Origin of the sequence: Pseudomonas sp. LAMO17WK12:I10 (assembly GCF_900215185.1) — a bacterium.
GTDB classification, from domain to species: Bacteria; Pseudomonadota; Gammaproteobacteria; order Pseudomonadales; family Pseudomonadaceae; genus Aquipseudomonas; species Aquipseudomonas chlororaphis.
Genome location: NZ_OBDX01000017.1, coordinates 99,278 through 113,269, shown reverse-complemented (window position 1 = coordinate 113,269; position 13,992 = coordinate 99,278). Strand labels below are relative to the sequence as shown.

General features: G+C 62.1%; 12 protein-coding genes. All 12 read left to right on the top strand.

Annotated features, from left to right (window positions below):
- Nucleotides 1-524: 524 nt before the first annotated feature.
- The 12 genes from CRO75_RS18965 (at nt 525) to nuoM (ending at nt 13,990) form a co-directional block, all read left to right on the top strand.
- On the top strand, nt 525-938 hold the full coding sequence (locus CRO75_RS18965; protein ID WP_007929187.1) for an NADH-quinone oxidoreductase subunit A: 414 nt from the start codon (nt 525-527) through the stop codon (nt 936-938).
- A 10-nt stretch (nt 939-948) separates the two neighbouring features.
- Entirely contained in the window at nt 949-1,623 is a 675-nt protein-coding gene (locus CRO75_RS18960; protein WP_007929186.1) for an NADH-quinone oxidoreductase subunit B, read from the top strand.
- Nucleotides 1,624-1,695: 72 nt separating this feature from the next.
- Nucleotides 1,696-3,477, top strand: a complete 1,782-nt coding sequence (nuoC, locus tag CRO75_RS18955) for an NADH-quinone oxidoreductase subunit C/D (protein ID WP_007929185.1) — start codon at nt 1,696-1,698, stop codon at nt 3,475-3,477.
- A 2-nt stretch (nt 3,478-3,479) separates the two neighbouring features.
- Complete coding sequence (gene nuoE, locus CRO75_RS18950) at nt 3,480-3,977, top strand: NADH-quinone oxidoreductase subunit NuoE (RefSeq protein ID WP_007929184.1); 498 nt, start codon at nt 3,480-3,482, stop codon at nt 3,975-3,977.
- Complete coding sequence (nuoF, locus tag CRO75_RS18945) at nt 3,974-5,332, top strand: NADH-quinone oxidoreductase subunit NuoF (protein WP_009044590.1); 1,359 nt, start codon at nt 3,974-3,976, stop codon at nt 5,330-5,332. Before nuoE ends, nuoF begins: the two co-directional genes overlap by 4 nt.
- 125 nt (nt 5,333-5,457) lie before the next feature.
- Nucleotides 5,458-8,172 carry an NADH-quinone oxidoreductase subunit NuoG gene (gene nuoG, locus CRO75_RS18940; RefSeq protein WP_097137477.1) on the top strand — a complete coding sequence of 905 codons (2,715 nt, stop codon included), beginning with the start codon at nt 5,458-5,460 and terminating at the stop codon, nt 8,170-8,172.
- Entirely contained in the window at nt 8,169-9,176 is a 1,008-nt protein-coding gene (gene nuoH, locus CRO75_RS18935; protein WP_007929607.1) for an NADH-quinone oxidoreductase subunit NuoH, read from the top strand. Before nuoG ends, nuoH begins: the two co-directional genes overlap by 4 nt.
- A gap of 11 nt (nt 9,177-9,187) precedes the next feature.
- Nucleotides 9,188-9,736, top strand: coding sequence for an NADH-quinone oxidoreductase subunit NuoI (gene nuoI / locus CRO75_RS18930; RefSeq protein WP_003223795.1), 549 nt, complete (start codon nt 9,188-9,190; stop codon nt 9,734-9,736).
- A 9-nt stretch (nt 9,737-9,745) separates the two neighbouring features.
- On the top strand, nt 9,746-10,246 hold the full coding sequence (gene nuoJ, locus CRO75_RS18925; RefSeq protein WP_007929608.1) for an NADH-quinone oxidoreductase subunit J: 501 nt from the start codon (nt 9,746-9,748) through the stop codon (nt 10,244-10,246).
- A gap of 13 nt (nt 10,247-10,259) precedes the next feature.
- Nucleotides 10,260-10,568, top strand: a complete 309-nt coding sequence (gene nuoK / locus CRO75_RS18920; RefSeq protein ID WP_085985111.1) for an NADH-quinone oxidoreductase subunit NuoK — start codon at nt 10,260-10,262, stop codon at nt 10,566-10,568.
- Entirely contained in the window at nt 10,565-12,418 is a 1,854-nt protein-coding gene (nuoL, locus tag CRO75_RS18915) for an NADH-quinone oxidoreductase subunit L (protein ID WP_097137475.1), read from the top strand. Before nuoK ends, nuoL begins: the two co-directional genes overlap by 4 nt.
- 39 nt (nt 12,419-12,457) lie before the next feature.
- Complete coding sequence (gene nuoM / locus CRO75_RS18910; RefSeq protein WP_009044593.1) at nt 12,458-13,990, top strand: NADH-quinone oxidoreductase subunit M; 1,533 nt, start codon at nt 12,458-12,460, stop codon at nt 13,988-13,990.
- Nucleotides 13,991-13,992: the final 2 nt, after the last annotated feature.

Genomic DNA, 13,992 nt, shown 5'->3' with positions numbered 1-13,992 from the left:
GACTCGTTCGGGGCGTTTTTTGCCTGCGGCTTTTGCAGGCATCACCGGCAACCCCCAAGCTGCGACAGGAACGAGCCTGCTCGCGACGACGTCGGCCAGGACACCCTGCCAATCAGGCAAAACATTGATCCAGAGCGGTATGCGTGGAGGAAAAAGCGGGTAAAAGGGGCTCGCTCGCAACTTGCAGTAACGAGCATATAAAAGACAACTTAGCGGCTGTTCATGGGAACCATTGTTTAAAAGCAGCGCTAAATAATATTGATTATCATTTAGAGGCAATAATGTTCGTTACAGCGAGGACAAAACATAATTAACAAAACACCCGCTAATGCCCACAGGCCGTGGCTTACGGGGCTTGCAAGGGGAGCTATGTCCTTATTCCGCTAAATAATTTCGCCATGAAAATTTACTTGCCCGGTGTTTAGCCATAAAATCACGGCGATTGATTGCACTGCGACATATCGTCACTGCTTTATTTCTTTATCAAGCTCAGAGACCTTTGCTCTCTGTTAAGGATTACCAGCATGCCCGAAGCGACAGGACTCATGGCCCACAACTGGGGCTTTGCCATTTTCCTTCTGGGTGTAGGCGGCCTCTGCGCCTTCATGCTCGGCGTCTCCAGCCTCCTCGGGTCAAAAGCCTGGGGCCGCAGCAAAAACGAACCGTTCGAGTCCGGCATGCTACCTACCGGTGGCGCCCGCTTGCGGCTCTCAGCCAAATTCTATCTGGTCGCGATGCTCTTCGTGATCTTCGATATCGAAGCCCTCTTTCTCTTTGCCTGGTCTGTGTCCGTCCGCGAAAGCGGCTGGACCGGATTCGTCGAAGCTCTCGTTTTCATAGCAATTCTGTTGGCAGGTCTTGTCTACCTTTGGCGGGTGGGGGCTCTTGATTGGGCTCCGGAAGGTCGCCGTAAGCGGCAGGCGAAGCTAAAACAATGAGGCTTTGGCGATGCAATACAATCTCACCAGGATCGACCCCGATGCTCCTAACGAGCAGTATCCGATCGGCGAACGGGAAACCGTTTCCGATCCGTTAGAAGATCAAGTCCACAAAAACATCTTCATGGGCAAGCTGGAAGACGTGCTGAGCGGCGCGGTCAACTGGGGGCGTAAGAACTCCCTGTGGCCGTACAACTTCGGCCTGTCCTGCTGCTACGTGGAAATGACCACCGCCTTCACGGCGCCCCACGACATCGCGCGCTTCGGCGCCGAAGTTATCCGGGCATCACCGCGCCAGGCGGATTTCATGGTTATTGCCGGAACCTGCTTCATCAAGATGGCGCCGATCATTCAGCGTCTCTACGAGCAAATGCTCGAGCCGAAGTGGGTCATCTCCATGGGTTCGTGCGCCAACTCCGGTGGCATGTACGACATCTATTCCGTCGTTCAAGGGGTGGACAAGTTCCTGCCCGTGGACGTCTACGTGCCTGGCTGCCCGCCCCGCCCTGAAGCTTTTCTGCAAGGCCTGATGCTCTTGCAGGAGTCGATTGGCCAGGAGCGTCGCCCACTTTCCTGGGTCGTCGGTGACCAAGGCGTGTATCGCGCCGAAATGCCGTCGCAAAAGGAACAGCGCCGCGAACAGCGTATTCAGGTAACCAACCTGCGCAGCCCCGACGAAGTCTGATTCCAGAACGCTTCTTACAAAGAACGAAAAACTGGCTTCATTCTTTACGTTGACCGAAAGCGATAAAAAACCATGACTACAGGCAGTGCTCTGTACATCCCGCCTTATAAGGCAGACGACCAGGATGTGGTCGTCGAACTCAATAACCGTTTCGGCCCTGAGGCGTTCACCGCCCAGGCCACCCGCACCGGCATGCCGGTGCTGTGGGTCACCCGTGCCAAACTCGTCGAAGTCCTGACCTTCCTGCGCAACCTGCCCAAGCCGTACGTCATGCTCTATGACCTGCATGGCGTGGACGAGCGTCTGCGCACCAAGCGTCAAGGGCTGCCAGGCGCCGACTTCAGCGTGTTCTACCACCTGCTGTCGATCGAACGTAATAGTGACGTAATGATCAAGGTCGCCTTGTCCGAGAGCGACCTCAGCTTGCCGACCGTGACCGGTATCTGGCCGAACGCCAACTGGTACGAGCGTGAAGTCTGGGACATGTTCGGCATCGATTTCGCCGGCCACCCTCACCTGTCGCGCATCATGATGCCGCCGACCTGGGAAGGTCACCCGCTGCGCAAGGACTTCCCGGCGCGCGCCACCGAGTTCGATCCGTTCAGCCTGACCCTGGCCAAGCAACAACTGGAAGAAGAAGCCGCGCGCTTCAAGCCGGAAGACTGGGGCATGAAGCGTTCCGGCGCCAACGAGGACTACATGTTCCTCAACCTGGGCCCGAACCACCCTTCGGCCCATGGTGCCTTCCGCATCATCCTGCAGCTGGACGGCGAAGAAATCGTCGACTGCGTACCGGACATCGGCTACCACCACCGTGGCGCCGAGAAGATGGCCGAGCGTCAGTCCTGGCACAGCTTCATCCCGTACACCGACCGCATCGACTACCTCGGCGGCGTGATGAACAACCTGCCGTACGTGCTCTCGGTCGAGAAACTGGCCGGGATCAAGGTGCCGGAGAAGGTCGACGTCATCCGCATCATGATGGCCGAGTTCTTCCGGATCACCAGCCACCTGCTGTTCCTGGGCACCTACATCCAGGACGTCGGCGCCATGACCCCGGTGTTCTTCACCTTCACCGACCGTCAGCGCGCCTACACCGTGATCGAAGCCATCACCGGTTTCCGCCTGCACCCGGCCTGGTACCGCATCGGCGGCGTCGCCCACGACCTGCCACGCGGCTGGGAAAAACTGGTGAAAGACTTCGTCGACTGGCTGCCCAAGCGCCTCGACGAATACACCAAGGCCGCCCTGCAGAACAGCATCCTCAAGGGTCGTACCATCGGCGTCGCCGCCTACAACACCAAGGAAGCCCTGGAATGGGGCGTCACCGGTGCCGGCCTGCGTTCCACCGGTTGCGATTTCGACCTGCGTAAAGCGCGCCCCTACTCCGGCTACGAGAACTTCGAGTTCGAAGTACCGCTGGCGGCCAACGGCGATGCCTACGACCGCTGCATGGTCCGCGTCGAAGAGATGCGCCAGAGCATCAAGATCATCGACCAGTGCCTGCGCAACATGCCGGAAGGCCCGTACAAGGCGGACCACCCGCTGACCACGCCGCCGCCGAAAGAGCGCACGCTGCAGCACATCGAGACCCTGATCACGCACTTCCTGCAGGTTTCGTGGGGCCCGGTCATGCCGGCCAACGAGTCCTTCCAGATGATCGAAGCGACCAAGGGCATCAACAGTTATTACCTGACGAGCGATGGCGGCACCATGAGCTACCGCACCCGGATTCGCACCCCGAGCTTCGCCCACCTGCAGCAGATCCCTTCGGTGATCCGCGGCAGCATGGTCGCGGACTTGATCGCGTACCTGGGTAGTATCGACTTCGTTATGGCCGACGTGGACCGCTAAGCATGAACAGCACGCTTATCCAGACAGACCGTTTCGCCCTGAGCGAAACCGAGCGCTCGGCCATCGAGCACGAGCTGCATCACTACGAAGACCCGCGCGCGGCGTCTATCGAAGCCCTGAAGATCGTCCAGAAGGAACGTGGCTGGGTGCCTGATGGCGCGCTCTACGCTATCGGCGAGATCCTCGGCATCCCGGCCAGCGACGTAGAAGGCGTGGCGACGTTCTACAGCCAGATCTTCCGTCAGCCGGTCGGCCGTCACATCATCCGTGTCTGCGACAGCATGGTCTGCTACATCGGCGGCCACGAGTCCGTGGTCAGCCAGATCCAGAGCGAGCTGGGCATCGGCCTCGGCCAGACCACTGCCGACGGCCGCTTCACCCTGCTGCCGGTATGCTGCCTGGGCAACTGCGACAAGGCCCCGGCGCTGATGATCGACGACGACACTTTCGGCGACGTGCAGCCTGCTGGCGTGGCCAAACTGTTGGAGGGCTACGTATGACCCTGACTTCCTTCGGCCCTGCCAACCGCATCCAGCGCAGCCCGGAAACCCATCCGCTGACCTGGCGCCTGCGCGACGACGGCGAGCCGGTATGGCTCGACGAGTACCAGGCCAAGAACGGCTACGCCGCTGCGCGCAAGGCCTTCGCCGACCTGTCCCAGGACGACATCGTCCAGACCGTCAAGGACGCCGGCCTCAAGGGCCGCGGCGGCGCGGGCTTCCCCACTGGTGTGAAGTGGGGCCTGATGCCCAAAGACGAATCCATGAACATCCGCTACCTGCTGTGCAACGCGGATGAAATGGAACCCAACACCTGGAAAGACCGCATGCTGATGGAGCAACTGCCCCATCTGCTGATCGAAGGCATGCTGATCAGCGCCCGCGCGCTGAAAACCTATCGCGGCTACATCTTCCTGCGGGGCGAGTACACCACCGCCGCCAAGCACCTCAACCGTGCCGTGGAAGAAGCCAAGGCCGCAGGCCTGCTGGGCAAGAACATCCTCGGCTCGGGCTTCGACTTCGAGCTGTTCGTCCACACCGGCGCCGGGCGTTACATCTGCGGTGAAGAAACCGCACTGATCAACTCCCTCGAAGGCCGCCGTGCCAATCCGCGCTCCAAGCCGCCCTTCCCTGCCGCCGTCGGCGTGTGGGGCAAGCCGACCTGCGTGAACAACGTCGAGACCCTGTGCAACGTGCCGGCGATCATCGGCGACGGCGTGGAGTGGTACAAATCCCTCGCTCGAGAAGGCAGTGAAGACCACGGCACCAAGCTGATGGGTTTCTCCGGCAAAGTGAAGAACCCTGGGCTGTGGGAGCTGCCGTTCGGCGTGACCGCGCGCGAGCTGTTCGAAGACTATGCCGGCGGCATGCGCGACGGCTTCAAGCTCAAGTGCTGGCAGCCCGGCGGCGCCGGTACCGGTTTCCTGTTGCCTGAACACCTGGATGCGCAGATGTACGCCGGCGGCATCGCCAAGGTAGGCACCCGCATGGGTACCGGCCTGGCCATGGCGGTCGACGACAGCATCAACATGGTCTCGCTGCTGCGCAACATGGAAGAGTTCTTTGCCCGTGAATCCTGCGGTTTCTGCACCCCTTGCCGCGATGGCCTGCCGTGGAGCGTCAAGCTGCTGCGCGCCCTCGAGAAAGGCGAAGGGCAAGCCGGCGATATCGAGACCCTGCTGGGTCTGGTCGGTTTCCTCGGCCCAGGCAAGACCTTCTGTGCTCACGCACCGGGCGCCGTGGAGCCATTGGGCAGTGCCATCAAGTATTTCCGTCCAGAGTTCGAGGCCGGCATCGCAGCCACCAGTGCTGCCGCCGTCCCGCCCCTGGCCCGGCCGATCGTAGTCGGCGCGTAAACGTATCGAACGAGGGTGGTCCGTGCCGCCCTCGTATCGCCTGAAGACGCCGCGACGCGCCAGGCGAGCACCAAGATTCCATTAGCCACGCCCGCTGACACCGGGCCAACGAAGAACTTTGAACCATGGCCACTATCCACGTAGACGGCAAAGCGCTCGAAGTCGATGGGGCGGACAACCTGTTACAGGCATGTCTGTCACTAGGCCTCGACATCCCTTATTTCTGCTGGCACCCCGCTCTCGGTAGCGTCGGTGCCTGTCGCCAGTGCGCGGTCAAGCAGTACACCGACGAGAACGACACCCGTGGTCGCATTGTCATGTCCTGCATGACGCCCGCCACCGACAACACCTGGATCTCCATCGACGATGAAGAGTCCAAGGCCTTCCGCGCCAGTGTCGTCGAATGGCTGATGACCAACCACCCGCACGACTGCCCGGTCTGCGAGGAAGGCGGTCACTGCCACCTGCAAGACATGACCGTGATGACCGGCCACAACGAGCGCCGTTATCGCTTCACCAAGCGTACCCACCAGAACCAGGAACTCGGCCCGTTCATCGCTCACGAGATGAACCGCTGCATCGCCTGCTACCGTTGCGTGCGTTTCTACAAGGACTATGCCGGCGGCACCGACCTTGGTGTGTTCGGCGCCCACGACAACGTGTACTTCGGTCGCGTTGAAGACGGCACCCTGGAAAGCGAGTTCTCCGGCAACCTCACCGAGGTCTGCCCGACCGGTGTGTTCACCGACAAGACTCACTCCGAGCGCTACAACCGCAAATGGGACATGCAGTTCTCGCCGAGCATCTGCCATGGCTGCTCCAGCGGTTGCAACATTTCCCCGGGCGAGCGCTACGGCGAACTGCGGCGCATCGAGAACCGCTACAACGGTTCGGTGAACCAGTACTTCCTGTGCGACCGTGGCCGTTTCGGCTATGGCTACGTCAACCGCGAAGACCGTCCACGCCAGCCGCTGCTGAACGACGGCACCAAGCTGAACCTGGACCAGGCGCTGGACAAGGCCGCCGACCTGCTGCGCGGGCGCAATATCGTCGGTATCGGCTCGCCTCGCGCCAGCCTGGAAAGCAACTACGCCCTGCGTGAACTGGTAGGCGCCGAGCACTTCTACAGCGGTATCGAAGCCGCCGAACTGGAGCGCATCCGCCTGGTCCTGCAAGTGCTGAGAAACAGCCCGCTGCCCGTGCCGACCATGCGCGACATCGAAGACCACGATGCGGTGTTCGTCCTCGGCGAGGACCTGACCCAGACCGCCGCCCGCATGGCCCTGGCCCTGCGCCAGTCGGTCAAGGGCAAGGCCGAAGAGATGGCCGACGCCATGCGCGTCCAGCCATGGCTCGACGCCGCGGTGAAAAACATCGGCCAGCACGCGCTGAACCCGCTGTTCATTGCAAGCATCGCTGAAACCAAGCTCGACGACGTTGCCGAGGAGTGTGTACACGCCGCTCCCGACGACCTGGCGCGCATCGGTTTCGCCGTGGCCCACGCCCTGGACGCCAGTGCCCCGGCCGTCGAAGGCCTGGACAGCGAAGCCTTTGAGCTGGCCAAGCGCATCGCCGACGCCCTCCTCGCCGCCAAGCGCCCACTGATCATCGCCGGCACCTCCCTGGGTTCCAAGGCGCTGATCGAAGCCGCGGCGAACATCGCCAAGGCCCTCAAGCTGCGCGAGAAGAACGGTTCCATCAGCCTGATCGTGCCCGAGGCCAACAGCCTTGGCCTGGCCATGCTCGGTGGCGAATCGGTGGACGCCGCCCTGCAAGCGGTCATCGACGGCCAGGCCGACGCCCTGGTCGTGCTGGAAAACGATCTGTACACCCGCACCGACGCCGCCAAGGTCGATGCCGCGCTGAACGCCGCGAAAGTGCTGATCGTCGCCGACCATCAGAAGACCGCCACCAGCGATCGCGCGCACCTGGTCCTGCCAGCGGCCAGCTTCGCCGAGGGCGACGGCACCCTGGTCAGCCAGGAAGGCCGTGCCCAGCGCTTCTTCCAGGTGTTCGATCCAACCTATATGGATGCCAGCATCCTGGTTCACGAAGGCTGGCGCTGGCTACATGCCCTGCGCTCTACCCTGCTGAACAAGCCGGTGGACTGGACCCAGCTGGACCACGTGACCGCCGCCTGCGCCCAGAGCAACCCGCAACTGGCGCGCATTGTCGATGCCGCGCCATCGGCGTCGTTCCGCATCAAGGGCCTGAAGCTGGCTCGCGAACCGCTGCGTTACAGCGGCCGTACCGCCATGCGCGCCGACATCAGCGTGCACGAGCCACGTACCCCGCAAGACCAGGACACCGCGTTTTCCTTCTCCATGGAAGGTTACTCGGGCTCCGTGGAGCCGCGCTCCCAGGTGCCGTTCGCCTGGTCGCCGGGCTGGAACTCGCCGCAAGCCTGGAACAAGTTCCAGGACGAAGTCGGTGGTCATCTGCGTGCCGGCGATCCGGGCACCCGCCTGATCGAAAGCCAGGGCGACAGCCTCGGCTGGTTCGCCAGCGTGCCGCGCGCCTTCTCCCCTGCCCAGGGCACCTGGCAGGCGGTGCCGTTCTACCACCTGTTCGGCAGCGAGGAGAACTCTTCGAAAGCCGCTCCGGTCCAGGAACGCATCCCGGCCGCCTACGTCTCCCTGGCCAAGTCCGAAGCCGACCGCCTGGGCGTCAACGATGGCGCGCTGCTCGCCGTGAGCGTGGCGGGCCAGACCCTGCGTCTGCCGCTGCGCATCAACGAAGAGCTGGGCGCTGGTCTGGTGGCCCTGCCGGCAGGCCTGGCGGGCATTCCACCGGCGTTCTTTGGCAAATCCGTTGACGGTCTGCAGGAGGCAGCGCAATGACCTGGTTCACCCCTGAAGTGATCGACGTGATCCTGGCGGTCGTCAAAGCCCTGGTCATCATGCTGGCCGTGGTGGTCGCAGGTGCCTTGCTCAGCTTTGTCGAACGTCGCCTGCTGGGCTGGTGGCAGGACCGTTACGGTCCGAACCGCGTTGGCCCGTTCGGCATGTTCCAGATCGCCGCCGACATGCTGAAGATGTTCTTCAAGGAAGACTGGACCCCGCCGTTTGCCGACAAGGTGATCTTCACCCTGGCACCGGTCGTGGCCATGAGCGCCTTGCTGATCGCTTTCGCGATCATCCCGATCACCCCAACCTGGGGCGTGGCGGACCTGAACATCGGCCTGCTGTTCTTCTTCGCCATGGCCGGCCTGTCGGTCTACGCGGTGCTGTTCGCCGGCTGGTCGAGCAACAACAAGTTCGCCCTGCTCGGCAGCCTGCGCGCCTCGGCCCAGACCGTGTCCTATGAAGTGTTCATGGGCCTGGCGCTGATGGGCATCGTGGCCCAGGTCGGCTCGTTCAACATGCGCGACATCGTCGACTACCAGGCGCAGAACCTGTGGTTCATCATTCCGCAGTTCTTCGGCTTCTGTACCTTCTTCATCGCTGGCGTGGCCGTGACTCACCGTCACCCGTTCGACCAGCCGGAAGCGGAACAGGAACTGGCCGACGGTTACCACATTGAATACGCCGGCATGAAATGGGGCATGTTCTTCGTTGGCGAGTACATCGGCATCATCCTGATCTCGGCACTGCTGGTCACCCTGTTCTTCGGTGGCTGGCACGGTCCGTTCGGCATCCTGCCGCAACTGTCCTTCGTCTGGTTCGCCCTGAAGACCGCGTTCTTCATCATGCTGTTCATCCTGCTGCGCGCTTCCATCCCGCGTCCGCGTTATGACCAGGTGATGGACTTCAGCTGGAAATTCTGCCTGCCGCTGACCCTGATCAATTTGCTGGTGACTGCTGCGCTTGTGTTGTTAAACACGCCAGCGGGCGCGGTTCAGTGAGGATTTGACCCATGTTCAAATATATTGGCGACATCGTTAAGGGTACTGGTACCCAACTGCGTAGCCTGGTGATGGTCTTCGGCCATGGCTTTCGCAAGCGCGACACCCTGCAATACCCGGAAGAGCCGGTCTACCTGCCGCCCCGCTACCGTGGCCGCATCGTGCTGACCCGCGACCCCGATGGCGAAGAGCGTTGCGTAGCCTGCAATCTGTGCGCCGTGGCATGCCCGGTGGGTTGCATCTCGCTGCAGAAAGCTGAAACCGAAGACGGTCGCTGGTACCCGGACTTCTTCCGCATCAACTTCTCGCGTTGCATCTTCTGCGGCCTCTGCGAGGAAGCCTGCCCGACCACCGCGATCCAGCTGACCCCGGATTTCGAGATGGCCGAGTTCAAACGTCAGGACCTGGTTTACGAGAAAGAAGATCTGCTGATCTCCGGCCCCGGAAAGAACCCTGATTACAACTTCTATCGTGTTGCAGGTATGGCCATTGCCGGTAAGCCAAAAGGCTCCGCGCAAAACGAAGCCGAGCCGATCAACGTGAAGAGCTTGCTGCCTTAAGGAAGAAAGATGGAATTCGCTTTCTATTTCGCGTCAGGTGTCGCCGTTGTCTCCACGCTCCGCGTGGTGACCAACACCAACCCTGTGCACGCCCTGCTCTACCTGATCATTTCGCTGATCGCCGTGGCGATGACCTTCTTCAGCCTCGGCGCGCCGTTCGCTGGCGTGCTGGAAGTGATCGCCTATGCTGGCGCCATCATGGTGCTGTTCGTGTTCGTGGTGATGATGCTGAACCTGGGGCCTGCCTCGGTTCAGCAGGAACGCATCTGGCTCAAGCCGGGAATCTGGCTGGGGCCGGTGGTGCTCGCCGCCCTGCTGCTGGTGGAGCTGCTGTACGTGCTGTTCAGCCACCAGAGCGGTACCGGTGTCGGCCACACCACCGTGGATGCCAAGGCCGTGGGCATCAGCCTGTTCGGTCCTTATCTGCTGGTGGTCGAACTCGCCTCGATGCTGCTGCTCGCCGCAGCCGTCACGGCGTTCCACCTGGGCCGCAACGAGGCGAAGGAGTAAGAACATGCCTACGATCGGAACTATCCCTCTGGAGCATGGCCTGGCCGTTGCCGGCATCCTGTTCTGCCTTGGCCTGGTCGGCCTGATGGTGCGCCGCAACATTCTCTTCGTGCTGATGAGCCTGGAAGTGATGATGAACGCCTCCGCCCTGGCCTTCATCGTCGCAGGTGCCAGATGGGCGCAGCCGGATGGACAGATCATGTTCATCCTGGTGATCAGCCTGGCAGCCGCCGAGGCCAGTATTGGCCTGGCGATCCTGTTGCAGCTGTATCGCCGCTTCCACACTCTCGATATCGACGCTGCCAGCGAGATGCGCGGATGAACCTTCTCTATCTGACTTTCCTGTTCCCCCTGATCGGTTTCCTGCTGCTGTCGTTCTCCCGTGGACGCCTCTCGGAAAACCTCGCCGCCCTGATCGGTGTCGGCTCCGTTGGCCTGTCGGCGATTGTCGCGGCTTATGTGATCTGGCAATTCAACGTCGCCCCGCCGGAAGGCGGCCACTACACCCAGGTGCTGTGGCAGTGGATGACCGTAGGCGACTTCAAGCCGACCTTCGCCCTGTATCTGGATGGCCTGTCCGTGACCATGCTCGGCGTGGTGGTGGGCGTGGGCTTCCTGATCCACCTGTTCGCGTCCTGGTACATGCGCGGTGAAGACGATTACTCGCGCTTCTTCGCCTACACCAACCTGTTCATCGCCAGCATGCTGTTCCTGGTGCTCGGCGATGACCTGTTGTTCCTGTACTTCGGCTGGGAAGGCGTGGGCCTGTGCTCGTACCTGCTGATCGGTTTCTACTACAGCAACCGCAACAACGGTAACGCGGCACTCAAGGCCTTTATCGTCACCCGCATCGGCGACGTGTTCATGGCCATCGGCCTGTTCATCCTGTTCCAGCAGCTGGGCACCCTGAATATCCAGCAACTGCTAGTCGCGGCACCTGCGAAGTTCCAGGCCGGCGACTTCTGGATCGTCCTGGCGACCCTGATGCTGCTGGGTGGCGCGGTCGGTAAATCCGCCCAGCTGCCGCTGCAGACCTGGCTGGCGGACGCGATGGCCGGCCCTACCCCGGTTTCGGCACTGATCCACGCCGCAACCATGGTGACCGCCGGTGTCTATCTGATTGCCCGTACCCACGGCCTGTTCGCCCTGGCGCCGGATATCCTGCACCTGGTGGGCGTCGTGGGTGGCGTGACCCTGGTCCTGGCCGGCTTCGCCGCGCTGGTCCAGACCGACATCAAGCGGATCCTCGCCTACTCGACCATGAGCCAGATCGGCTACATGTTCCTGGCCCTGGGCGTTGGCGCCTGGGACGGCGCGATCTTCCACCTGATGACCCACGCCTTCTTCAAGGCCCTGCTGTTCCTTGCCTCCGGTGCGGTGATCGTTGCCTGCCACCACGAGCAGAACATCTTCAAGATGGGCGGCCTGTGGAAGAAACTGCCACTGGCCTACGCCAGCTTCATCGTCGGCGGCGCGGCCCTGGCGGCCCTGCCACTGGTCACCGCCGGTTTCTACTCCAAGGACGAGATCCTCTGGGAAGCCTTCGCCAGCGGTAACCACGGCCTGCTGTATGCCGGTCTGGTGGGGGCCTTCATGACCTCGCTGTACACCTTCCGCCTGATCTTCATCACCTTCCACGGTGAAGCCAAGACCGAAGCCCATGCCGGCCATGGCATCAGCCACTGGCTGCCGCTGTCGGTGCTGATCATTCTGTCGACCGCCGTCGGCGCCATGATCACTCCACCGCTGCACGGTGTGCTGCCGCAAAGCGTCGGCCATGCCGGTGGCGAAGCCAAGCACAGCCTGGAACTGGCGTCCGGCGCCATCGCCATCGCCGGTATCCTGCTGGCCGCGCTGCTGTTCCTCGGCAAGCGTCGCTTCGTTACCGCCATCGCCAACAGCGGCATCGGCCGCCTCCTCTCGGCCTGGTGGTTCGCTGCCTGGGGCTTCGACTGGATCTACGACAAACTGTTCGTCAAGCCATATCTGGCGATCAGCCATGTACTGCGCAAAGACCCGCTCGACCAGACCATCGGTCTGATCCCGCGCCTGGCCAAAGGGGGCCACAACTCCCTGAGCCGTACGGAAACCGGTCAACTGCGTTGGTACGCCGCCTCGATGGCTGCTGGTGCCGTGCTGGTTATCGGCGCCGTCGTGCTGGTAGCGGTCTGATATGAACCTTGCGAACTTGCGAAAGGAATTGAGCCCGTCATGATTCTGCCTTGGCTAATCCTGATCCCCTTCATCGGCGGCCTGCTGTGCTGGATGGGTGAGCGCTTCGGCGCCACCCTCCCCCGCTGGATTGCGCTGCTGACCATGTCCCTGGAACTCGCTCTCGGCCTCTGGCTGTGGGCCCATGGCGACTATTCATTCGCTCCGGCACCTGGCGCCGATCCGACCTGGACCCTGGAGTTCAAGCACGTCTGGATCGAGCGCTTCGGCATCAACGTGCACCTGGCCCTCGATGGCCTGTCGCTGTTGATGATCCTGCTGACCGGTCTCCTGGGCGTGCTGTCCGTCCTCTGCTCCTGGAAAGAGATCCAGCGTCACGTGGGCTTCTTCCACCTGAACCTGATGTGGATCCTGGGTGGTGTCGTCGGCGTGTTCCTCGCCCTCGACCTGTTCATGTTCTTCTTCTTCTGGGAAATGATGCTGGTGCCGATGTACTTCCTCATCGCGCTCTGGGGTCACAGTTCTTCGGACGGCAAGAAAACCCGGATCTACGCCGCGACCAAGTTCTTCATCTTCACCCAGGCTTCCGGCCTGATCATGCTGGTGGCGATCCTCGGTCTGGTGCTGGTCAACTTCAACGACACCGGCGTGATCACCTTCAACTACGCCGACCTGTTGAAGACCAAGATGTCGACCACCACCGAGTACGTGCTGATGCTCGGCTTCTTCATCGCCTTCGCGGTGAAACTGCCGGTGGTGCCGTTCCACTCCTGGCTGCCCGATGCCCACGCCCAGGCACCGACCGCGGGTTCCGTGGACCTCGCCGGTATCTTGCTGAAGACCGCGGCCTACGGCCTGCTGCGTTTCGCCCTGCCGCTGTTCCCGAATGCCTCGGCCGAGTTCGCGCCGATCGCCATGACCCTGGGTCTGATCGGGATCTTCTACGGTGCCTTCCTGGCCTTCGCCCAGACCGACATCAAACGCCTGGTGGCATTCTCCAGCGTTTCGCACATGGGCTTCGTGCTGATCGGCATCTACTCCGGCAGCCAGCTGGCCCTGCAGGGCGCAGTGATCCAGATGCTGGCTCACGGCCTGTCGGCGGCGGCACTCTTTATCCTCTGCGGCCAGCTGTACGAACGCACCCACACCCGCGACATGCGTGAAATGGGCGGCCTGTGGTCGAAGATCGCCTACCTGCCAGCCATCAGCCTGTTCTTCGCCGCGGCCTCGCTGGGCTTGCCGGCGACCGGTAACTTCGTCGGCGAGTTCCTGATCCTGATCGGCACCTTCGCCAGCGCGCCATGGGTCACCGTGCTCGCGACGTCCGGCCTGGTGTTCGGTTCGGTCTATTCGCTGATCATGATTCACCGCGCCTACTTCGGCCCGGCCAAGTCGGACGCGGTCCTGCACGGCATGGACGCTCGCGAACTGATCATGGTGGTCGGACTGGCGGCACTGCTGATTTACATCGGCATCTACCCGCAACCGTTCCTCGATACCTCTGCCGCCACCATGAGTGGCGTGCAGCAATGGCTCGGCACCGCCTTCACTCAACTCGCTTCGGCCCGGTAAGA

Coding starts and splice junctions, on each gene's coding strand:
- CRO75_RS18965 (WP_007929187.1), top strand. CDS start 525: ATGCCCGAAGCGACAGGACTCATGGCCCACAACTGGGGCTTTGCCATT.
- CRO75_RS18960 (WP_007929186.1), top strand. CDS start 949: ATGCAATACAATCTCACCAGGATCGACCCCGATGCTCCTAACGAGCAG.
- nuoC (WP_007929185.1), top strand. CDS start 1,696: ATGACTACAGGCAGTGCTCTGTACATCCCGCCTTATAAGGCAGACGAC.
- nuoE (WP_007929184.1), top strand. CDS start 3,480: ATGAACAGCACGCTTATCCAGACAGACCGTTTCGCCCTGAGCGAAACC.
- nuoF (WP_009044590.1), top strand. CDS start 3,974: ATGACCCTGACTTCCTTCGGCCCTGCCAACCGCATCCAGCGCAGCCCG.
- nuoG (WP_097137477.1), top strand. CDS start 5,458: ATGGCCACTATCCACGTAGACGGCAAAGCGCTCGAAGTCGATGGGGCG.
- nuoH (WP_007929607.1), top strand. CDS start 8,169: ATGACCTGGTTCACCCCTGAAGTGATCGACGTGATCCTGGCGGTCGTC.
- nuoI (WP_003223795.1), top strand. CDS start 9,188: ATGTTCAAATATATTGGCGACATCGTTAAGGGTACTGGTACCCAACTG.
- nuoJ (WP_007929608.1), top strand. CDS start 9,746: ATGGAATTCGCTTTCTATTTCGCGTCAGGTGTCGCCGTTGTCTCCACG.
- nuoL (WP_097137475.1), top strand. CDS start 10,565: ATGAACCTTCTCTATCTGACTTTCCTGTTCCCCCTGATCGGTTTCCTG.
- nuoM (WP_009044593.1), top strand. CDS start 12,458: ATGATTCTGCCTTGGCTAATCCTGATCCCCTTCATCGGCGGCCTGCTG.